This is a genomic window from Streptomyces sp. CB01249 (assembly GCF_001905735.1).
GTDB lineage: Bacteria > Actinomycetota > Actinomycetes > Streptomycetales > Streptomycetaceae > Streptomyces.
Map to the genome: position 1 here is coordinate 91623 of NZ_LISW01000010.1, position 23370 is coordinate 114992.

At 72.1% G+C, this 23370-nt stretch carries 6 protein-coding genes; 2 read left to right on the forward strand and 4 right to left on the reverse strand.

The annotated features are described in order from the left end of the window. Nucleotides 1–13: 13 nt before the first annotated feature. Both AMK18_RS32810 and scpA read left to right on the forward strand, forming a co-directional pair. Nucleotides 14–1882 carry a methylmalonyl-CoA mutase family protein gene (locus AMK18_RS32810; RefSeq protein ID WP_073865693.1) on the forward strand — a complete coding sequence of 623 codons (1869 nt, stop codon included), beginning with the start codon at nucleotides 14–16 and terminating at the stop codon, nucleotides 1880–1882. Further along, entirely contained in the window at nucleotides 1872–4067 is a 2196-nt protein-coding gene (scpA, locus tag AMK18_RS32815; protein WP_073865694.1) for a methylmalonyl-CoA mutase, read from the forward strand. The genes AMK18_RS32810 and scpA overlap by 11 nt, the downstream gene beginning before the upstream one ends. Before the next feature lie 87 nt (nucleotides 4068–4154). Here the strand turns inward: scpA and AMK18_RS32820 are convergent, their stop codons facing one another. From AMK18_RS32820 to AMK18_RS32835, 4 genes are read right to left on the reverse strand one after another with little or no spacing between them, the layout of a single operon-like run. Continuing rightward, nucleotides 4155–4991: an alpha/beta fold hydrolase gene (locus tag AMK18_RS32820; protein WP_073865695.1), complete on the reverse strand. Its 837-nt coding sequence runs from the start codon at nucleotides 4989–4991 to the stop codon at nucleotides 4155–4157. Then, nucleotides 4985–6016, reverse strand: coding sequence for a ketoacyl-ACP synthase III family protein (locus AMK18_RS32825; protein ID WP_073865696.1), 1032 nt, complete (start codon nucleotides 6014–6016; stop codon nucleotides 4985–4987). Before AMK18_RS32825 ends, AMK18_RS32820 begins: the two co-directional genes overlap by 7 nt. A gap of 27 nt (nucleotides 6017–6043) precedes the next feature. After that, complete coding sequence (locus AMK18_RS35420) at nucleotides 6044–20200, reverse strand: type I polyketide synthase (RefSeq protein WP_073865697.1); 14157 nt, start codon at nucleotides 20198–20200, stop codon at nucleotides 6044–6046. 5 nt (nucleotides 20201–20205) lie between these two features. Continuing rightward, nucleotides 20206–23352, reverse strand: a complete 3147-nt coding sequence (locus AMK18_RS32835; RefSeq protein WP_073865698.1) for a type I polyketide synthase — start codon at nucleotides 23350–23352, stop codon at nucleotides 20206–20208. Nucleotides 23353–23370 lie beyond the last annotated feature (18 nt).

Sequence of the window (23370 nt, forward strand, 5' to 3'; positions counted from 1 at the left end):
TAGCATCCGCGCCATGACGGTCCTGCCTGACGACGGGCTCTCCCTGGCCGCCGAGTTCCCCGACCCGACACATGAGCAGTGGCAGCGCCTGGTAGAGGGCGTACTGCGCAAATCGGGCAGGGACGCCTCCGGCGACGCCGCGGAAGAAGCATTGTCCACCCAGCTCCAGGACGGGCTCACCGCCCGTCCGCTGTACACCGCGCGCGACAGCCCGCCCGAACCCGGCACCGTGGGCCTGCCCGGCTTCGCCCCCTTCGTCCGCGGAGGCAGGGCCGCGGGCAACGCCGCGAGCGGCTGGGACGTACGCCAGCGGCTCACGGGCACCGACCCCGCACGCGTGAACGAGGCCGCACTCGCCGATCTGGAGAACGGAGGCACCTCGCTCTGGCTCCCCGTCGGCACCGACGGCATTCCGGCCGGGGACCTCGCCCAGGCCCTGGCCGGGGTGCACCTGGACCTCGCGCCCGTAGTACTGGACGCGGGTGCCGACTACGCGGAGGCGGCACGCGCGTTCCTGGACCTGTGTGCCGAGCGCCGGACACCCCCCGCGTCCGTACGCGCGAACCTCGGGGCCGATCCGCTGGGCCACGAGGCCCGGACCGGCGAGCCGCTTGACCTCTCCGGCGCCGCCGAGCAGGCCCGGGCCCTCGCCTCCCGGTACCCCCTGATCCGTACGCTGACCGTGGACGTCCTGCCGTACCACGAGGCGGGCGGCAGCGCCGCGCAGGAGCTGGGGCTGTCCCTGGCCACCGGGGTCGCCTACCTGCGCGCCCTCACCGAGCACGGTCTGGACGCGGAAGCGGCCCTGGGCCGGCTGGAGTTCCGGTACGCGGCCACCGCCGACCAGTTCCTGACCATCGCCAAGCTGCGGGCGGCGCGCCGGCTGTGGGCGCGGGTCGCCGAGGCCTCGGGCGCCCCGGAGGCCGGAGCGCAGCTCCAGCACGCGGTGACCTCGCCGGTGATGATGACCCGGCGCGACCCGTGGGTGAACATGCTGCGCACCACCGTGGCCGCTCTGGCCGCCGGAGTGGGCGGCGCGGACGCGGTCACCGTGCTCCCCTTCGACCACGGGCTGGGCCTGCCCGACGCGTTCGCCCGGCGCATCGCCCGCAACACCTCCTCCATCCTGCTGGAGGAGTCCCATCTCGCCCGCGTGATCGACCCGGCGGGCGGCTCGTACTACGTCGAGCGCCTGACCGACGAACTCGCGCACGCCGCCTGGGCGTTCTTCCAGACCGTCGAGAAGGCGGGCGGCCAGGCGGCCGCGCTGCGCTCGGGCCTGGTCGCCGAACGCCTCGCCGCCACCTGGGCCGAACGCCGGAAGGGCCTGGCCAAGCGCCGCGAACCGGTCACCGGAGTCAGCGAGTTCCCCCTCCTGGCCGAGAAGCCGGTGATCCGTGAGCCCGCGCCCGCGGCTCCGTCCGGCGGCCTGCCCCGCGTCCGGCGCGACGAGGACTACGAAGCGCTGCGGTCCCGCTCGGACGCCCATCTGGCGGCGACCGGGAGCAGGCCGCGCGTGTTCATCGCCGCGCTGGGCCCGGTGGCGGTGCACACCGCGCGGGTCTCCTTCGCCTCCAACCTGTTCCAGGCGGGTGGCATCGAGCCCGTCCACGAGCCGGTGTCCGTCGACCCTTCGACCGTCGCCGAGGCGTACCTCGCGAGCGGCGCGGACGCGGTCTGCGTGTGTTCCAGCGACGCGCTGTACGAGGAACAGGCCGAGGCGGTCGTCGAGGCGCTCGTCGAGGCGGGTGCGCCGCTGGTGTTCCTGGCCGGCCGCCCGGGGACGTATCGCGGTGTGGACTCGTACGTCTTCGCGGGATGCGACGCGGTCGCCGTGCTGGCCCTTGCCTTCGACCGTATGGACGTGACCCATGAGCAGTAGGAACATCATCCCCGACTTCTCCGCCCTGGGCCTGGGCTCCCCCGCTCCCGCCGGTTCGGACGATCTGTGGCAGGCGGAGGTGAAGGAGACCACGGGTTCGGCCCCGGCCGATCTGCTGTGGGAGACCCCGGAGGGCATCGGCGTCAAGCCGCTGTACACCGGGCACGACCTGGAGGGCCTGGACTTCCTCGGCACGTACCCGGGCGTCGCGCCGTATCTGCGGGGCCCGTATCCGACGATGTACGTGAACCAGCCGTGGACGATTCGGCAGTACGCGGGTTTCTCCACAGCTGAGGAGTCCAACGCGTTCTACCGGCGGAATCTGGCGGCGGGTCAGAAGGGCCTGTCGGTCGCCTTCGACCTGCCGACGCACCGCGGCTACGACAGCGACCACCCCCGGGTGACCGGCGATGTCGGCATGGCCGGTGTGGCGATCGACTCGATCTACGACATGCGTCAACTCTTCGACGGCATCCCGCTGGACCGCATGTCGGTGTCGATGACGATGAACGGCGCGGTCCTGCCCGTCCTCGCGCTGTACATCGTGGCCGCCGAGGAACAAGGAGTGCCGCCCGAGAAGCTGGCCGGGACCATTCAGAACGACATTCTGAAGGAGTTCATGGTCCGCAACACCTACATCTATCCGCCGAAGCCGTCGATGCGGATCATCTCCGACATCTTCTCGTACACCTCGCAGAAGATGCCGCGCTACAACTCGATCTCCATCTCCGGTTACCACATCCAGGAGGCCGGGGCGACGGCCGATCTGGAGCTGGCGTACACCCTGGCCGACGGGGTGGAGTACCTGCGCGCCGGGCAGAACGCGGGCCTCGACGTCGACGCGTTCGCACCCCGCCTGTCCTTCTTCTGGGGGATCGGCATGAACTTCTTCATGGAGATCGCGAAACTGCGGGCCGCCCGCCTCCTCTGGGCCAAGCTCGTGCAGCAGTTCGACCCGAAGAACCCCAAGTCGCTCTCCCTGCGCACCCACTCGCAGACCTCCGGGTGGTCGCTGACCGCGCAGGACGTGTTCAACAACGTCACCCGCACCTGCATCGAGGCCATGGCGGCCACCCAGGGGCACACCCAGTCGCTGCACACCAACGCCCTGGACGAGGCGCTGGCCCTGCCCACCGACTTCTCCGCCCGCATCGCCCGCAACACCCAGCTCCTTCTCCAGCAGGAATCCGGCACCAGCCGGGTCATCGACCCGTGGGGCGGCAGCGCGTACGTCGAGAAGCTGACGTACGACCTCGCGCGGCGGGCCTGGCAGCACATCGAAGAGGTCGAGGCCGCAGGCGGCATGGCCAAGGCCATCGACGCGGGCATCCCGAAGCTCCGCATCGAGGAGGCCGCCGCCCGTACCCAGGCCCGCATCGACTCCGGCCGCCAGCCGGTGATCGGCGTCAACAAGTACCGCGTCGAGACCGACGAACAGATCGACGTCCTCAAGGTCGACAACTCCTCCGTGCGCGCCCAGCAGATCGAGAAGCTGCGCCGCCTGCGCGAGGAACGCGACGAGCAGGCCTGCCAGGCGACGCTGAGTGCACTGACCACCGCCGCCGACCGGGGCGACGGCAACCTCCTCGCCCTGGCCGTGGACGCCGCCCGCGCCAAGGCCACCGTCGGGGAGATCTCCGACGCGCTGGAGAAGGTGTACGGCAGGCACGCGGGCCAGATCCGCACCATCTCCGGTGTGTACCGCCACGAGGCGGGCGGATCTCCTCGCGTCGAACGCACCCGGGCCCTCGTCGGCCGGTTCGAGGAGGCCGAAGGGCGCCGCCCCCGTGTCCTGGTCGCCAAGATGGGCCAGGACGGGCACGACCGGGGCCAGAAGGTCATCTCCACCGCCTTCGCCGACCTGGGCTTCGACGTGGACGTCGGCCCGCTCTTCCAGACCCCGGGCGAGGTCGCCCGGCAGGCGGTCGAGGCGGACGTGCACATCGTGGGCGTCTCCTCCCTGGCCGCCGGTCACCTCACGCTCGTCCCCGCGCTGCGCGAGGCGCTGGCGGCCGAGGGCCGCGAGGACATGATGATCGTCGTCGGTGGCGTCATTCCCCCCGCCGACATCCCCACCCTCCTCGGCATGGGCGCCACCGCGGTCTTCCCACCCGGGACCGTCATCCCCGACGCGGCCCATGATCTGGTGGGGCGGCTCGCCGCCGAACTCGGCCACGAGCTGTAGCGGGCCACCGGCTGTTCCCCATACGACGACTGCCGCTCGTGGTCACCTGGACGGTGACCACGAGCGGCAGTCGCTTTCCGGAAGGGGTCAGGACGCGGTCAGGACCTCGTCGAGGCGGGCCGCGAAACCCGTGGGGTGGGTCTTGAGGCCGTTGTGGCCGCCGGGGACGGACTCCAGCGGGGTGCCCAGACGGTCCGCCAGATTCCGGGCGCAGCGGTAGGACCAGCTGCGCTCGGAGGGGCGGCCGGCCAGGGGGACGATGCGGGCCGGTCCGGACTTGAGGGCGTCGAGGTCGGCTTCGGACATCAGGTGGTGGCGGTAGGAGCCGATCTCGTGGGCGAGGAAGAACTCGATGTTGGCGAGCTGTTCCGGGGTCATGGGCGCCGGTACGACGTCCGGTTCGGCGTCCTGGGCGGTCACGTCGATGTCGTTGAACCGGGCCATGTGGCCCAGTGCGGGACCCCAGCCGGAGGTGCGGTAGTCGCTCTCGGCCGCGGCGATCAGACCGGCGGCCGCCTCCCGGTCCGCGCCCGTGAGCAGGGCCAGTTCGGACGGCTCGTGCGCGGCGTACACCGACACCAGGTCGGGCCGGCGTGCGGTCAGGTGCAGACCGATGACTCCGCCGACGCTGTGGCCGAACAGCAGCGAGGGTCCGTCCGCGAGGGCCTCCATCAGCAGCGCCAGGTCCTCGGTGTGCACCTGCGGGCCCAGCTCCGGCGCGGGGTCGCCCACGGCGGAGCGGGACATGCCGCGCCGGTCGTAGGTGACGACCGTGTACCGGTCCGCGAGCCGCTCGACGAGGGCCGCGGTGCGGCGCGCGTCGCCCCCGCCGCCGTCCATCAGGAACAGCAGCGGACCGGTCCCGGTCTTCTCGTAGTAGAGCTCGGTGCCCGGTACGGACACGTGGGCGGTCGTGGTCACCATGCGGGAACTTCCTTGATCGTCACGACGCCGGCGGAGCTGATCCAGCCGGGTCCCTGGGAGAGCAGCAGGACGTGGTCACCGGGCGCGAGCTCTCCGGTGCGCACCAGGTGGTCGAGGGAGATGACCAGGTCGGCGGCGCCGACGTGGCCGACGGAGCGGCCGAAGTCCCAGCTGGAGCGGGACATCGGGAGGCCGAGGGGGGCCATGACCGAGAACTCGATCATGCGCCCGTCCTGGTTGATGGGGATGACGCGGGCGATGTCGGAGGCGTTCAGCCCGGCGTCGACCAGCGAGCGGTGCACGATGTCGAGGTCGAACGCGCCGATCCGTTCGACGGTCTCCGCGAGCGACATCTCCCGCTCGTTGAACAGGGCGGCCCGCTCGGCCACGGCCAACTGCTCGCCCGCCCCGTCCTGCGGCGGCAGCAGCGACTCGTCGCCGCGGTGCCAGGCCTCTAGCTCGGGCAGCGTCCCGGAGTTGACCGAGCGCAGCTCGGCGAAGCCGTCCTCGCTGCTGAGTACGGCCGCGGCCGCCCCGTCGGCGAGGATGTAGGAGTCGCCGAAGCCGCGCCAGCGGTCGATCAGCGGGGTGGAGAAGTTCTGCGCGGTGGTCAGCAGCGCCGTCTCCACCTCGGCGGCGCCGGTCATCTGCCCGACCGCGACCTCCATCGCGGCGAGCATGCCGTTGCAGCCCTGCCGGATGTGCAGCGACGGCACCCGCCCGACCCCGAGTTCGCGCAGGACGTACGCGGGCGGGTAGGACCCGTCGGGCCCCTGGTAGTAGACGCCGCTGTGCACGTGCGACTCGACGTCCTCGGCGTCCAGGCCGGACCGTTCCAGTGCCTGCCGGGCGGCGGTGACCGCCATGTCGAGCGCCGGGATCCCGTCCGACACGTGGGTGCCGGTCAGACCGCTCGCCTTGTACACCTCCTCGTCGTAGAGGCCGTCCGCGACCGCGTCCTCGGCACTCGTCCGGCGGGGCAGGAACACCCCGACCGAGCTGATGTACACGCCTTCCACTCTCACGCCATGTCTCCTTGGTGACTCGGCTGTCTATCGGCCGAAGATCTGCTGCTTGATGTGCTGGGCCAGCTCAGCCGAGGTGGGCTGGTCGAAGACGACACCGGGTGGCATGCGCAGCGCGGTGACGTCGTTGAGGGCGTTGCGCAGGGCGAGTGCCGAGAGCGAGTCGAAGCCCATGTCCCGGAACTTGCGGTCGGCGTCGATGGCGTCGCCCGAGCCGTGGCCGAGCACGTTCGCCGCGTGTTCCCGGACGAGGTCCAGGAGCAGGGCGTCGCACCCGGCGGCGTCGAGGGCGAGCAGCCGCTGCTTGAAGCCGCCGGCCCCGGCCGGGCCCTCCTTGACGGTGCGTCGGGCCGGTCCGCGGACCAGGCCGCGCCACAGGGCGGGAAGCCGTCCGGCCGCGGCGAGCGCGGCAAGTGCCTCGAAGTCCGGCTCGGCCACGACGACTCCGGCCGCGCCGACCGCCGTCGCGGCGTCCAGCAGCTCCGCGTCGACGGGTCCGGCCGTCCCGGGGCGGCCGGACAGGGCCACGGCAGTGGTCCCGCCGCTGCGCAGCACCCGGGCCCAGGCCTCCAGGAAGGCCCCGGAGGCCCCTTCCTCCTCGGCGAGCATGACGTACGCGGCGCCGGGCCCGGTCGCCTCGCGCAGTGCCAGCGCGGTGCGGGCCGTGCGGGCCGCCTCCGCCGATGCGTCCGCCTGCGGGTCCACGGCGTGGACGACGGCGATGACCGGGTGGGCCGGGGGGAGCGCCGCGAGGGCTTCCGCCAGGGCCGTCGGGTCGGCCGGGTCGACCGGCGCGACGGTCACCCGGGCTCCGGCGGCGGTGAGCCCGGCTTCGAGGTCCGCCGTGTCCCGCGCGCCGACCAGCAGCAGGTTCCGCACCCCGTGCCGTTCCGCCAGCCGGTGGGCGTACGGCTCGGCCTGGCGGCCGACGACGAGGACCGTGCCCTCGGGGTCGTACGCGGGCCACGTGCCGGCGACCGCCGGGACGAGCCGGGGCACCTTCAGCGTGCTGCGGCGCAGGGCCAGTTGGTCGTGGCCTGCGGCGAGGGCCTTGACCAGGGAGCGCCACGACGCCTTGCTCCCGTCGGTGTCGGCCAGGACGAAGCGGTCCGGGTCCGTCTCCTGGGCGGCGCGGATCAGACCCCATACCGCCGCGGCGGCGGGGTCGCCGCCCTGCGGCGCCGAGGCCGCGGTGGCGTCCTTGGTGAGGAACACCAGCCGGGAGCCGGCGAACCGGGCGTCCGCGAGCCAGGTGCGGACGCGCTGCGCCGCCTCCTCCACGCCCCGTCGTACGGAGGTGGCGACGTCGCCGTCCGCGGTGGCCGCCACGGACACCAGGACGACATCGGGCGCGGGTGCGCCCTCCGCCTCGATCCGGGCCGCCAGGGCGTCCAGACCGGGGTGGGCCTCGGCGTACGTACCTGCGGCCATGAGCCCGGAGCGGGCCCGGAAGACGTCCTCGCCGACCACCGCCCAGCTGTGCGGGGCCGCTGTGGCGACCGGGACGGGCTTCTCGTCGGTCCATTCGACGGTGTACTGCCCGCCGCGCTGGGCGGACGCCGCCTGCCGGATCCGGTCGTCGGCCCCGTCCTCCAGCAGCATCGCGCCGACGGTGGCGACGGGCGCCCCGCTGCCGTCCGCGATCTCGACGGCGACGCCGAGGGGTCCGTCAGCGGTGGGCACGACGCGCACGCGCAGGGTGGTGGCGCCGACGGCGTGCAGAGTGACGTCACGCCACTCCACCGAGGTGGCCCCGGCCGGGAGACCGGTCAGGACGGCGGAGCCGAGCGCCGCCTCCAGCAGGGCGGGATGCAGGGCGTACCCCGCCGGGTCGTGCCCCTCACCGGACACGATCTCGGCGTACAGCTCTCCGTCGCGCCGCCAGGCCGCCCGTATGCCGGGCAGCGAACCCGCGTCGAGCGGTTCGGCGTCGAGCGGCGGCCAGACCTCCAGGTCCCATTCCGGGGCGGGCTCGTCGGCGGCCAGGACGGCCGTGGCGTGCCGGGTCCAGGCGGTGCCCGGAGCCCTGCCCTCGCGGCGGGAGTGCACGGACAGCCTGCGCAGCCCGTCGTCCTCCGGCTCTCCGACCTCGACCCGCAGCTGCACGCCGCCCCGGCGGGGTACGACGAGCGGTTCGTGGAGCGTGAGTTCGTCCACCCGGCCGGTGCCCGCCTCCTCGCCGGCCCGCAGGGCGAGCTCCAGGAACGTGGCACCGGGCAGGGTCTCCGCGTCGCCGAGCCAGGGCTGGGCGGTGAGCGAGAGGCGCCCCGTGTAGAGCAGTGATCCGGAGCCCGGCAGCTCGACCGCCGCGCCGAGGAGCGGGTGCGGGAGGGCACCGGGGCCCAGGTCGGAGACGGTGGGGGCGGCGGTGTGGGAGGCGGAGAGCCAGTAGTGCTGACGCTGGAAGGGGTACGTGGGCAGGTCGACCGGGTGGGTGACCTCGGGAAGCTGCGGGGTCCAGTCGACGGGGACGCCGTGGGTCCACGCCTGGCCGACGGAGAGCAGGAACCGCTCGAGCCCGCCCTCGTCACGGCGGAGCGACGGCACCGCGAGCGCCGCGACCGCACCGGCGGCCTCGAAGGTCTCCTGGAGACCGATCGTCAGGACCGGGTGGGCGCTGGACTCGATGAACGTCGTGAAACCGTCCGCGAGCAACTTCCACGTCGTCTTCTCGAACTCGACCGTCTGACGCAGATTCCGGTACCAGTACCCGGCGTCCAGTGCCGCGCTGTCGACCACCTCGTTCGTGACGGTGGAGTAGAACGGGATCTCCGGCACCCGAGGGGAAACCGGGGCCAGGAGCTGCGCCAGCTCGGCCTGGATGGACTCCACGTGAGGGGAGTGCGAGGCGTAGTCCACCGCGATACGGCGCGAGCGCACACCGTCTGCGTCGAGTACCGCGACCAGCTCGTCCAGGGCGCTGTCCGTACCCGAGACCACGGTGGACGACGGGCCGTTGACCGTAGCCACACCCAAGTCGTCCGGCCACCGCGTCAGATACGGACGCACCGCGTCGGCAGGCAGCGCGACCGACAGCATCCCGCCCCGGCCCGCCAGAGCGATGATCGCCCGGCTCCGCAAGGCCACTACCAGCGCACCGTCCTCCAAGGACAGCGCACCCGACACCACAGCCGCCGCGATCTCACCCTGCGAGTGCCCCACCACCGCATCCGGCACCACGCCGTACGAGCGCCACGCCTCAGCCAGGGACACCATCACCGCCCACAGCGCGGGCTGGATCACATCCACCCGCCCGAGCAGCCCCTCGGGGTCGCCCTGGAGCAGCACCGGCAGCAGGTCCCAGTCCGTGTACGCGGACAAGGCACGCGCGCACTCCTCAAGCCGCGCCCGGAACGCGGGCGACGCCTCGAACAGGCCCGCCGCCATGCCCACCCACTGCGAACCCTGGCCCGGGAAGACGAACACCGTGCGCCCCGTGACCGCCTCGCCCGTCACCACCGAGCCGGCCGCATCGCTCCCGGCCAGGGCGCCGAGGCCCGCAAGGAGCTCCGCGCGCCCGCTGCCGAGCACCACGGCCCGGTGATCGAAACGCTCACGCGAGTCGACCAGGGCCGCAGCCACCGCCCCGACCGACTCCTGCGGATTGCGCTCGACGAAGCCCGCGAGCCGCACCGCCTGCTCACGCAGAGCCGACGGACTCTTCGCGGAGACCACCCACGGCACGTTCGCCGGCGCCTCCGTATCGGCCCGGTACTCCTGCTCCGGGGCCTGCTCCAGGATCATGTGGGCGTTCGTGCCCGAGATGCCGAAGGAGGACACGGCCGCGCGGCGCGGACGCTCCAGCTGCGGCCACGGCCGCTGCTCGGTCAGCAGCTCCACCGACCCCTGGGACCAGTCCACGTGCGACGTCGGCGTGTCGACCCCCAGGGTCTGCGGAAGGACTCCCTCGCGCAGGGCCAGCACCATCTTGATGACGCCGGCCGCGCCGGAGGCGGCCATGGTGTGGCCGATGTTGGACTTCAGCGAGCCGAGCCACAGCGGCTGTTCGGCCGAGTGCTCCTGACCGTAGGTCGCGATCAGCGCCTGCGCCTCGATCGGGTCGCCGAGCTTGGTGCCCGTACCGTGCGCGTCCACGACGTCGACGTCCGTACCCGTCAGACCGGCATTGGCCAGCGCCTGGCGGATGACGCGCTGCTGGGAGGGGCCGTTCGGGGCGCTGAGGCCGTTGCTCGCACCGTCCTGATTGACCGCCGAACCCTTGATGAGAGCGAGGACCGGGTGGCCGTTGGCCCGGGCATCCGACAGCCGTTCCAGCAGCAGGACGCCCGCGCCCTCGCCCCACGCCGTCCCGTCGGCCGCGTCCGCGAACGCCTTGATGCGGCCGTCGGTGGCCAGGCCGCGCTGGCGGCTGAACTCGGTGAACATGCCGGGCGTGGCCATCACCGAGACGCCGCCCGCGACGGCGAGCGAGCACTCCCCGCCGCGCAGCGACTGCGCGGCCTGGTGCAGGGCGACCAGCGAGGAGGAGCAGGCCGTGTCCACGGTGATCGCGGGGCCTTCGAGGCCGAGGAAGTAGGCGAGGCGGCCGGATATGACGCTGGTGGTCTTGCCGGTGAGCAGCAGGCCGTCGACTCCTTCCGATGCCTCGTGCATGAGGGAGCCGTACTCCTGGAAGAGCGCGCCGACGAACACTCCGGCCTGGCTGCCCTGCACCGACTCCGGCGGGATGCCCGCTCGTTCGAACGCCTCCCAGGCCGTTTCCAGCAGCAGGCGCTGCTGCGGGTCCATGGCAAGCGCCTCACGCGGCGAGATCCCGAAGAAGTCGGCGTCGAACTCGGCCGCCTCGTAGAGGAAGGAGCCCTTGCGGACATAGCTCTTGCGGGAGCGGTCGGGGTCGGCGTCGTACAGGGCCTCCAGGTCCCAGCCGCGGTCGTCGGGCAGGTCGGCGGCGGTGCCGGCGCCCGCGGTGAGCAGTTCCCACAGGTCCTCGGGAGAGGACACCCCGCCGGGGAGCCGGCAGCCGAGGCCGATGATGGCTATGGGGTCGTCGGCGGTCCCGGCGCCGTCGGTCGGCGGGCCCTGACGGACGGCTGCCGGGGCCGCGGTCGTGTCCTCGACGCCGAGCAGGCCGCGCAGGTGGGCGACCATCGCGTCCGGGGTCGGATGGTCGAAGACGGCGGTGGCCGACAGGCGCAGCTTGGTCGCCTCACCGAGCCGGTTGCGCAGTTCGACGGAGGAGAGGGAGTCGAACCCGAGCGTCTTGAACTTGCTGTCGGGCCGGATCGACGCCGGGGAGGAGTGCCCCAGCACGGTCGCCGCGTTGGTCCGTACGAGGTCCAGCAGGGCCCGGTCCAGGTCGCTGCCGGTGAGTCCGGCGAAGCGGTCGGCGGCCCCGGTGGTCGCGGCGGCCGCCGCTGCGGACCGGCGCGCCGTTCGGGCGCGGACGAGTCCGGAGAGCACGGGCGCCAGCGCGCCGCTGTCGGCCTGGGTACGCAGCCGGGCGAGGTCGAGACGGGCCGGGACCAGGGCGGCACCGGGGTCGGTGAGCGCCCGGTCGAAGAGGGCCAGGCCCTCGGACGAGCCGAGGGGCACCAGACCGGCCCGCGTCATGCGGGCGAGGTCGGCCTCGTCCAGGTCACCGGTGAGTTCGCTGCGCTGGTCCCAGAAGCCCCAGGCCAGTGAGGTGGCGGGGAGTCCGGCGGCCCGGCGGTGCGCGGCGAGGGCGTCCAGGTAGGTGTTGGCGGACGCGTAGTTGGCCTGGCCGGCGCCTCCGATGGCACCCATGACGGAGGAGAAGAGGACGAACGCGGCGAGGTCGGTGTCCCGGGTGAGCTCGTGCAGGTGCCAGGCGGCGTCGGCCTTGGGACGCAGGACGGTGTCCAGGCGTTCGGGGGTGAGCGCGGTGACCGTGCCGTCGTCCAGGGCACCGGCGGTGTGGATGACCGCGGTGAGGGGGTGGGCGGTGGGCACGGCGGCCAGGAGCGCGGCGAGCGCGTCCCGGTCGGCGACATCGCAGGCGGCCAGGGTGACGGTCGCACCGAGGGCTTCGAGTTCGGCCCGCAGGGTGTCGGCCCCGGGTGCCCCGTCCCCCCGGCGGCTGGTCAGGAGGAGGTGGCGGGCTCCGTACGCGGTGACCAGGTGGCGGGCGAAGAGCGCGCCCAGAGTGCCGGTGCCACCGGTGATCAGGACCGTCCCCTCCGGGTCGAGCGCGGGCGGCACGGTCAGGACGATCTTGCCGACGTTCTGCGCCTGGCTCAGGAAGCGGAAGGCCTCCGGGGCCCGGCGGATGTCCCAGGCACGGACCGGCGAGTGGCGCAGTGCGCCCGACTCGAAGAGGGCGACGATCTCGGTCAGCATGCGCCGGAACTTCTCGGGGTCCCGGTGCGCGACCTCGATCAGGTCGAACGCCTGGTAGGCCACCCCGGGATGGGCGGCGGCGACCTCGTCCGCGTCGCGGATGTCGGTCTTGCCCATCTCGACGAAGCGGCCGCCGCGCGGCAGCAGCCGCAGCGAGGCGTCCACGAACTCCCGAGCCAGGCAGTCGAGTACGACGTCCATGCCGCGGCCGTCCGTCGCCTCCCGGAACCGGTCCTCGAAGTCGAGGGTGCGCGAGGAGGAGATGTGGGCGTCGTCCAGGCCGGAGGCCCGCAGCGCGTCCCACTTGGTGGGGCCGGCGGTGCCGTAGACCTCGGCGCCCAGGTGGCGGGCGAGCTGCACGGCCGCCATGCCGACTCCTCCGGCGGCGGCGTGCACGAGCAGGGTCTCGCCGGACCGCAGTCCCGCGAGCTCGACCAGGCTGTAGTAGGCGGTGCCGAAGACGATCGGCATGGCGGCCGCGTCCTCGTACGACCACGCGTCGGGGATACGTACGACGAGCCGGTGGTCCACGACCGATACGGGTCCGAAGGAGCCGGGCAGCATGCCGGTGACCCGGTCGCCGACGGCGAGACCGGTGACGTCCGCGCCGGTCTCGGTGATCACACCGGCGCCCTCGGTGCCCATGGACGCCTCGCCCGGGTAGACCCCGAGCGCGATCAACACGTCACGGAAGTTGAGCCCGGCGGCCCGGACCGCGACCCGCACCTCCAGCGGCCCGAGCGGGGCGGCCGCCTCGGCACCGGTCACCAGGGCGAGAGCTTCCAGCGTGCCGCGGGCGGTGACGTCCAGGTGCCAGGGCTCGTCCCCGGCCGGGGGGAGCAGGAGGTCGGCGCGCCCCGCCGCACGGGCCAGGCGCGGGACGAGCACCTTGCCGGCACGCAGGGCGAACTGCGGCTCGCCGCAGCCGAGTGCGGCCGTCAGTGCCGCAGCGGAGGCCGGTTCCTCGTCCAGGTCCACGAGGACGAAGCGTCCGGGGTTCTCCGTCTGGGCGGTACGCAGCAGGCCCCAGACGGGTGCGTACGCGGGTGCCCCGGGCGCGGTCGCGGAGTCCGTCGCGACGGCCCCCTGCGTCACGACGACCAGGCGGGCATCGGCGAACCGGTCCTCGGCCAGCCACTCCTGGACCGCGGTGAGCACCTGGTGGACGGCGGCCCGGGCGGCGTCCGGCGTGCACCGGTCATCGGTCCCGTCCGCGGTCAGGAACAGCAGGGCGTCGGTGGAGTCCCCGTCCGTCCGCGCGTCGCGGAGAGCGGTGAGGTCCGCGTAACGCATGGCCTGTACGGAAGCGAGCCCGTCCCCGACGACGACGAACGGCCGGGCTTCGGTGTCCTGGGCGGCCTGCACCGGGGTCCAGTCCAGGTGGTACAGCGCGTCGTCGGCGCCACCGGAGCCCTGCCCCAGCTGGGCGGGGTCCACCTCGCGGAGTGCGAGGGAGGTGATGGTGGCGACGGGTTGTCCGGTGGTGTCGGTGATGCGGAGGGTGATGCCGTCGGTGGGGGTGGGGGTGATGTGGACGCGGACGGTGGTGGCGCCGGTGGCGTGGAGGTGGATGCCGGACCAGGCGAAGGGGAGCCGGGGTGCGGGCAGTTCGGTGCCCGGGGTGAGGAGTGCGGTGTGAAGGGTGGCGTCGAGCAGGGCGGGGTGAATGCCGAAGGTGTCGGCGTCCTGGTGCTGGTCCTCGGCGAGGGCGACCTCGGCAAAGACGTCGTCGCCGTTGCGCCATGCGGCCTGGACGCCCTGGAACACCGGCCCGTACTCGTAACCGGCCGACGCCAGCTCCTCGTACAGCGCGCTCGTGTCCAGCCGGACCGCCCCGGCCGGGGGCCACGCCACGTCGGCGGGCACGCCGGGGGTGCTGCCGTGGCCGAGTTCGCCGGTGGCGTGCCGGGTCCAGAGGGCGCCCTCGGTGTCGGGGCGGGAGTGGATGCCGACGCTGCGGCGGCCGTCCTCGTCGGGCTCGCCGACCTCGACGCGCAGGAGGACGGCAGCGGAACCGGTGAGGACGAGGGGGGCTTGGAGGGTGAGCTCTTCAAGGACCTCGCAGCCGGTCTCGTCGGCCGCGTGCAGCGCGAGGTCGACAAAGGCGGTGCCGGGCAGCAGGACCGTGCCGGACACGGCGTGGTCGGCGAGCCACGGGTGCGACTTCAGCGAGAGCCGCCCGGTGAGGACGGTGCCGTCGGAGCCGGCCAGGTCGACTACGGCACCCAGGAACGGGTGCGCGGCGGTGGTGAGCCCGGCGGTGGAGACGTCGCCGGTCGTCTTGACGGGGTCGAGCCAGTAGCGGGTGCGCTGGAAGGCATACGTGGGCAGGTCGAGAGGGCGCTGAGGCTCGGGGAGCGCTGTCGTCCAGTCGACGGGGACGCCGTGGGTCCACGCCTGACCGACGGAGAGCAGGAACCGTTCCAGGCCGCCTTCGTCACGGCGGAGCGACGGCACTGCGAGCGCCGCGACCGCGTCGGCGGCCTCGAACGTCTCCTGGAGGCCGATGGTGAGGACCGGGTGGGCGCTGGACTCGATGAACGTCGTGAAACCGTCCGCGAGCAGGGCCCGCGTCGTCTTCTCGAACTCGACCGTCTGACGCAGGTTCCGATACCAGTACCCGGCGTCCAGGACCGCGCTGTCCACGACCTCATTGGTGACGGTCGAATAGAACGGGATCTCCGGCACCCGAGGAGCAACCGGCGCCAGAAGATCCGCCAGCTCGTCCCGGATCGACTCCACGTGCGGAGAGTGCGAGGCGTAGTCCACCGCGATACGACGCGAACGCACCCCGTCCTTGTCGAGCACCGCGACCAGCTCGTCCAGAGCACTGTCCGTGCCTGAGACCACGGTGGAGGAGGGGCCGTTGACCGTGGCGACACTCAGGTCGTCCGGCCACCGCACCAGGTACGAGCGGACCGCGTCGGCGGGCAGTGCGACCGAGAGCATGCCGCCCCGGCCCGCCAGAGCGATGATGGCCCGGCTCCGCAAGGCCACTACCAGGGCGCCGTCCTCCAAGGAGAGGGCACCGGAGACGACAGCAGCCGCGATCTCACCCTGCGAGTGCCCGACCACGGCGTCCGGCACGACTCCGTAGGAACGCCATGCCTCGGCGAGGGAGACCATGACCGCCCACAGCGCGGGCTGGATCACGTCCACCCGTTCCAGCAGGCCTTCCGGATCGCCCTGAAGCAGGACCGGCAGCAGATCCCAGTCCGTGTACGCGGACAGGACACGCGCACAGTCTTCGAGCCGGGCCCGGAACGCCGGCGACGCCTCGAACAGACCCGTCGCCATACCGATCCACTGAGAGCCCTGACCCGGGAACACGAACACCGTGCGGCCCGTGACCGCCTCGCCCGAGGCGCCGGCGTCCGCACTCAGAGCGTCCAGCAGTTCCTGCCGGGTGCTGCCGACCACCACCTTCCGCTGTCCGAACGCCGTGCGGTGCGAGGCCAGCGCGGTCGCGATGGCATTGGGCGTGAGCTCGGGGGCGTGCTCCACGAACTCCGTCAGACGGGCCACCTGATCGCGCAGGGCCTCCTCGGTCCGGCCGGACAGGATCCACGGCACCGCACCACCGGCGGAAGGCTCCGGCAGCGAAGCCTCCGGGGCCTGCTCCAAAATCATGTGGGCGTTCGTGCCGGAGATGCCGAAGGAGGACACGGCCGCGCGGCGCGGGCGGTCCACCTCGGGCCACGGCCGCTGCTCGGTCAGCAGCTCGACCGATCCCTCGGACCAGTCCACGTGCGACGTCGGGTCGGTGACATTCAGCGTCTGCGGGAGGATTCCCTGACGCATCGCCATGACCATCTTGATCACACCGCCGACACCGGCGGCGGCCATGGTGTGCCCGATGTTGGACTTCAACGAACCCAGCCACAGGGGCTGTTCGGGGGTCCGCTCCTGCCCGTACGTCGCGATCAGGGCCTGCGCCTCGATCGGGTCACCGAGCTTGGTACCCGTCCCGTGCGCCTCCACGACGTCGACGTCCGTGCCGCTCAGTCCCGCATTAGCCAGGGCCTGACGGATCACACGCTGCTGGGACGGGCCGTTCGGGGCGCTGAGCCCGTTGCTCGCACCGTCCTGGTTGATCGCCGAACCCTTGATGAGAGCGAGAACCGGGTGGCCGTTGGCCTGGGCATCGGACAGCCGCTCCAAGAGGAGGACGCCCGCGCCCTCGCCCCAGGCCGTACCGTCCGCGCTCGCGGAGAACGCCTTGCACCGGCCGTCCTGCGACAACCCCTGCTGCCGCGAGAACTCCACGAACATCCCCGGCGACGACATCACCGTCGCACCACCGGCCAGCGCGAGCGAGCACTCGCCAGTGCGCAACGACTGAGCCGCCAGGTGCAGAGCGACCAGAGAAGCCGAGCACGCCGTATCGACCGTGACCGCCGGGCCTTCCAGGCCGAGGGTGTAAGAGATACGGCCCGAAGCGACACTCGCTGTATTGCCTGTCAGGAGGTACCCCTCCGTGCCCGCAACCGGCTCGGCCAGACGGGGCCCGTACTCCCCCGTCATCGCACCGACGAACACGCCCGTCCGACTGCCCTTGAGCGACTGCGGAACAATCCCGGAACGCTCCAGCGCCTCCCAGGCCGTTTCCAGCAGCAGACGCTGCTGCGGGTCCATGGCAAGCGCCTCACGCGGCGAGATCCCGAAGAACTCCGCGTCGAACCCGTCCACCCCCTGCAAGAAGCCGCCATACCGCGCATACGACTTGCCCGGCACACCACGCTCGGTGTCGTACAGCCCCTCAAGATCCCAGCCACGGTCCTCCGGCCAGTCCCCGATCGCGTCCCGGCCTTCAGCGACCAGCCCCCACAGCCCTTCCGGGGAGACCACTCCACCCGGATAGCGGCACGCCATGCCCACGATCGCCAACGGCTCGTCGGAGCCAGCGGCAGAAACGGCGTCGGGGAGGTCGAGCGCATCGCTGGTGCCGAGCAGCGCCGTCACGATGTGGCGGGCCAGCACGAGCGGCGTCGGGTAGTCGTAGACGAGCGAGGACGGCAGAGCGATGCCGAGGTCGGCGGCCAGGCGACTGCGCAGCTCGACAGACGACAGGGAGTTGTGGCCCAGTTCCTTGAAGGGCAGGGCGGGGTCGAGCACGTCGGTCGCGTCGTACTCCAGCACCTCTGCGGTGTGGCGGCAGATGAGGTCCGCGATCAGCGACTCCCGCTGCTTCTCGTTCAGCCCGCGCAGCCTGCCGGCCCAGGTCGTCCCGTCCGCCTCGGCCTCGTCGGCCTCCTGCTGGGGGGCGGAGGCGGGGGACGCCTGGGGGGCGTCGGGGACGTCGATCCAGTAGCGCTTGCGCTGGAAGGCGTACGTGGGGAGCTTGACCCGGTTGCCGCCGGGCAGGAGAACGGCCCAGTCGACGTCGGTCCCGCCGGAGTAGGCGGTGCCCAGGGCCCGCAGCAGCGTTTTGGCCTCGTCACGCTCGCTCTTGAGTGCCGAGGCGGCAGTCGGGGTGTCCAGGGTGTTCTGAACGAGGGAGGTCAGAACCGGGTCCGGACCGAGTTCGAGGTAGGTGGTGATGCCCTGGGCGTCCAGCGTGCGGATGCCGTCATCGAAACGCACCGCCGCACGGATCTGGCGGGCCCAGTAAGCGGGGCTGGTCAGTTCGTCGGCGACCTGCCCGGTGACGTTCGATATGACGGTGATGTGCGGCTCGTTGAACGTGAGAGAGCCGATCTCCTGCTCGAACTCCGCCAGGGCCGTGTCCATGTGCGCCGAGTGGAACGCGTGGGACACCGTGAGGCGCTTGACCTTCACGCCCCGCCCCCGGAACAGCTCCTCCAGGACCCCGACCGCATCCGCGTCACCAGAGACCACGACCGCTGCGGGACCGTTCACCGCAGCGAGAGACACGCCGTCACCCAGCTCGGGCAGGACATCGGCTTCGGGGGCGGCGATGGCGAGCATCGCACCGCCCGCACGCGCGGCCTGCATCAGCCGGCCTCGTACCGCGACCAGCGCACACGCGTCCTTAAGCGAGAACACTCCCGCTGCGTAGGCGGCGGTCACCTCACCGATCGAGTGACCGATCAGCGCATCCGGACGCACCCCGAACGACGACACCAACGTGAACAGAGCCGACTCAAGCGCGAACAACGCGGCCTGCGTGAACCGGGTCTGATCCAGAACCGGATCACCCCCGAACACCACATCCTTCAACGACCGGCCCAGATGCCCGTCCAGGTACGCACACGCCGCATCGAACGCCTCCGCGAACACCGGGAACGCCTCATACAGCTCCCGGCCCATCCCCGCCCGCTGGCACCCCTGCCCCGTGAACAAGAACGCCGTCCCCGCAGCACCTACCGCACCCGCAGCACGAACCTTCTCCAGACCCGTGACCAGCTCCTCGCGGTCCGCGCCCACGACCACCGCACGGTGCTCGAAAACCGTGCGCGACGAGGCGAGCGAGTACCCGATATCGAGCAGCGACGCGTCAGAGCCGCGTACGAATTCCGCAAGCTTCCCCGCCTGCGCGCGCAGCGCCTCCGCGCTGCGGCCCGACACCACCCACGGCACCAGGACCGGGTCCGCACCCTCCACGACAGGGGCCCTCTCGGGTGCCGGGCGAAGAATCAGGTGGCAGTTCGTCCCGCCCATCCCGAAGGACGACACACCCGCAATACGGGACCCCTCCCACACACCCGTCGATGTCTGGACCCGCAGATTCAATCCATCAAGATCAATCGCCGGATTCGCCGACTCGAAATGCAGACTCGCCGGCACCACCCCATACCGCACCGACATCGCGGCCTTGATCAGACCGACAATCCCCGCAGCACCCTCCAAATGCCCGACATTCGTCTTCGCCGAACCCACCACCAAAGGCTCGGCGCGCCCGGGGGCATTCCCCAGCACCATTCCCAGCGCCGCAGCCTCGACCGGGTCACCCAACGCGGTTCCGGTTCCGTGCAGCTCCACGTAACCGACCTCGCCCGGCGCCACACCCGCACGCTCACACGCAAGCCGCAACACCCCGGCCTGACCCTCCACCCGAGGAGCCGTCAGACCATCACCACCACCATCATTGTTGACCGCACCACCCGCGATCACACACACCACATCATCACCATCAGCGACCGCATCCTCCAGCCGCTTCAGAACAACAAGACCCCCACCCTCACCCCGCACATAACCATTCGCCCGACCATCGAAAACAAACGCACGCCCATCCGGCGACAACCCACCGAACTTCGACACCGCCACCGAAGACTCCGGCGCCAGCATCAAATTCACCCCACCCGCCAACGCCAACGACACCTCACCACGACGCAACGCCTCACACGCCTGATGCACCGCCACCAACGCCGACGACTGACCCGAATCCACCACCAACGACGGACCCGTCAAACCCAACAAAAACGACACCCGATTCGCGATCACACTCCGCGCAAGACCCGTCGACGTGAAAGCACCAATCCCCTCCACACCACCCCGACGCGCCAAAACCGCATAATCATCCGCCATCGCCCCAACAAACACACCCGCAGCGGACCCACGCACCGAACCCGCCACCACACCAGCGTCCTCGAACGCCTCCCACGCCAACTCCAACACCAACCGCTGCTGCGGATCCATCGCCACAGCCTCACGCGGCGAAATACCGAAGAACCGCGCATCAAAACCATCAACCCGACTCAAAAACCCCGCACGCCGAGCCACCGACTTCCCCGCCACCGACGGATCAGGATCATGAAAACCCTCACCGTCCCAACGGTCCGAAGGCACCTCACCCACCGCATCGAGCCCACCGACCAGCCCCTCCCAGAACTCCCCCGGGCCACCCTCAGCACCCGGGAATCGGCACGACATTCCGACAACGGCAATGGCCATGGACTCGTTCATCTGGTTCAGCCTCGATCCGTGTTCATGAGCGAGTCCACATAGCTCGCCAGCGCTTCGAAAGTGGGGTGGTCGTAGACGACCGTGGCGGGCAGGTCGACACCGGTCGACTCGATGACCTTGTTGCGGAGGTCGACCGCCATCAGGGAGGTGAAGCCCAGCTCCAGCAGCGGGGTCTCGACGTTCACCTCGGACGGTGAGTCGAGGCCCATCACCTCGGCCGCGACCTCCAGTACGGCGGCCAGGATGAGCGCGGGGCGGTCCGCCGCCGGGGTCGCCGCCAGACGGGCCGCGGTGGACGGTGCGCTGTCCTCGGGGACCTCGTCCGCGGGCACCGGCACCGCGGTATCGGTGCGGGCGCGACCGGGACCGGCGGTGGCCCGGGGCGCGACCTCGTCGAGCCAGTACCGGCGGTGCTGGAAGGCGTACGGGGGAAGGGCGACCGTACGAGGGGCCGCGCCGGCCGTCGCGGCCGGCCAGTGCACGGAGCGGCCGCCGACGTGCAGGCGGGCCAGGGCGGTCAGGAAGGCGAGGGGTTCGTCCTGGTCGCGGCGGGCCAGCGCGATGACTCCGGCGCGGGCGCTGTCGGGGGTGTCCGCGAGGATCTCGGTGATCATCGAGGTCAGGACGCTGTCCGGGCCGGCCTCCAGGAAGGTGGCGACGCCCAGTTCGGCCTGTCGGCGGATGCCGGAGGCGAAGCGGACGGGGCGGCGGACGTGGTCGGCCCAGTAGCCGGGGGTAAGAAGTTCGTCCCCGGCGACGTCCCCGGTGAGGTTGGAGACGACGGGAATGCTCGGCCGGTGGTAGATGAGCTGCTGGGCGACGGTCTCGAACTCGGCGAGCATGCCGTCCATGTGCGGGGAGTGGAAGGCGTGGCTGACCTTGAGCAGCTTGGTGCGGCGGCCCTGCGCGGTGAAGGCGGCGCCGATCTCCCGTACGGCTTCGGGGTCACCGGAGAGCACCACGGAGGAGGGGCCGTTCTCGGCGGCGAGGGAGACCTCGTGCTCCCGGCCCGCGAGGAGCGGTTCCGCCTCGGCGGCGGTCGCCTCGACGGCCAGCATGGCGCCGCCGCCGGGCTGGGCCTGCATGAGGCGGCCCCGGGCGGCGACGAGGGCCGCCGCGTCGGACAGTGACCAGACCCCGGCGACATGGGCGGCCGCGAGTTCGCCGACGGAGTGGCCGGAGACGTAGTCCGGGGTGACGCCGAAGTGTTCGAGCAGGCGGTACAGGGCCACCTCGACGGCGAAGATGCCCGCCTGCGTGTAGGCGGTCTGGTGGACGAGTTCGCCGTCGACCGCGGGGTCCTCGCCGAGGAGCACCGTACGCAGGGGGATGTCGAGGTGGCGGTCGAGCTCCGCGCAAACCTTGTCGAAGGCCTGGGCGAACGCGGGGAAGCGGGCGTACAGCTCGCCGCCCATGCCGGGCCGCTGGGAGCCCTGCCCGGAGAACACCACGGCCAGCGGCGCCTTCGCGGCCGGGTCGGGGGCGCCCTTGGTGAGTCCGGCGGCACCGGCGCCGCGGGCGAGCTTCTCCAGGCCCTGGATCAGCTGGGCGGGCTCGCTGCCGACGAGTACGGCCCGGTGGGCGAAGGGGGTGCGGCCGGTGGCCAGGGTGTGGGCGACGTCGACGGTGGCGGTGGGGGTGCGGTGCAGGTGCGCGGCGAGGCGGGCGGCCTGGTCGCGCAGCGCCTTGGGGGTGCGGGCGGCGAGCGGCCAGGCGACGGCGGTGTCGCGGGCGGCGGGGCGTACGTCTTCCTGCGGGGCCTCCTCCACGATCACATGGGCGTTGGTGCCGCTGATGCCGAAGGAGGAGACTCCGGCGCGGCGCGGCCGTGCCGGGTCGCGCGGCCAGGCGACGGGTTCCTGGAGCAGGGCGACGCTGCCGGAGCTCCAGTCGATGTGGGAGGTCGGGTTCTCGGCGTGCAGGGTGCGCGGCAGGAGCTGGTGGCGCAGGGCCATGACGGTCTTGATGACGCCGCCGACGCCCGCGGCGGCCTGGCTGTGTCCGATGTTGGACTTGAGGGAGCCGAGGCGCAGCGGGCGGCCGGGCTCCCGTCCGGGGCCGTAGGCGGCCTGGATGGCCTGGCCCTCGACGGGGTCGCCGAGGGTGGTGGCGGTGCCGTGGGCCTCGACGGCGTCGACCTCGCCGGGGGTGAGCCGGGCGTCGGCCAGGGCCTCCTGGATGACCCGCTCCTGGGCGGGACCGTTGGGGGCGGTCAGGCCGTTGCTGGCGCCGTCCTGGTTGACGGCGCTGCCCCGGATGACGGCGAGGACGGGGTGCCCGGCCTTCCGGGCGTCCGAGAGGCGTTCGAGGTAGAGGACGCCGACGCCCTCGGCCCAGCCGGTGCCGTCGGCCTCGGCGGAGAAGGACCGGCAGCGGCCGTCCGTGCTCAGCCCGCGCTGGCGGGCGAACTCGGTGAAGACGGTGGGGGTGGCCATGACCGTGACGCCGCCCGCGAGGGCGGAGGCGCACTCGCCGCGGCGCAGCGACTGGACGGCGAGGTGCAGGGAGACCAGCGAGGAGGAGCAGGCGGTGTCCACGGTGAGGGCGGGTCCGTGCAGGCCGAGGGTGTACGAGATGCGGCCGGAGGCGACGCTGGCGGCGCTGCCGCTGCCGATGTAGCCCTCGAAGCCCTCGGGGGCGGGGTTCAGCCGTGCACCGTAGTCGTTGTACATGACGCCGACGAAGACCCCGGTGCGGCTGCCGCGCAGGGACCGGGGGTCGACACCGGCCTGTTCGACGGCCGCCCAGGCGTGTTCGAGCAGCAGGCGCTGCTGGGGGTCGATGGTGAGCGCTTCCTTGGGGGTGATCCCGAAGAGCCCGGCGTCGAACGAGGCGGCTTCGGGCAGGAAGCCGCCGTGGCGCGTGTAGCAGGTGCCGGGGGACTCGGGGTCGGGGTCGTAGAGGGCGTCGAGGTCCCAGCCCCGGTCGGCCGGAAAGTCTCCGACGGCGTCGGTGCCGGAGGCGACCAGGTCCCAGAGGTCGTCGGGTCCGGCGACGCCCCCGGGGTAGGCGCAGGCCATGCCGACGACGGCGATGGGCTCGTGATGCCGGTCCTCCAGGTCCCTGATGTGCTGCCGGGCCTCGCGCAGATCGATCGTCATCCGCTTGAGGTAGTCGAGCAGCCTGGCGTCTTCGCCGGTCGCGGTCGTCATGTCTCCCCCTTCCCTTGT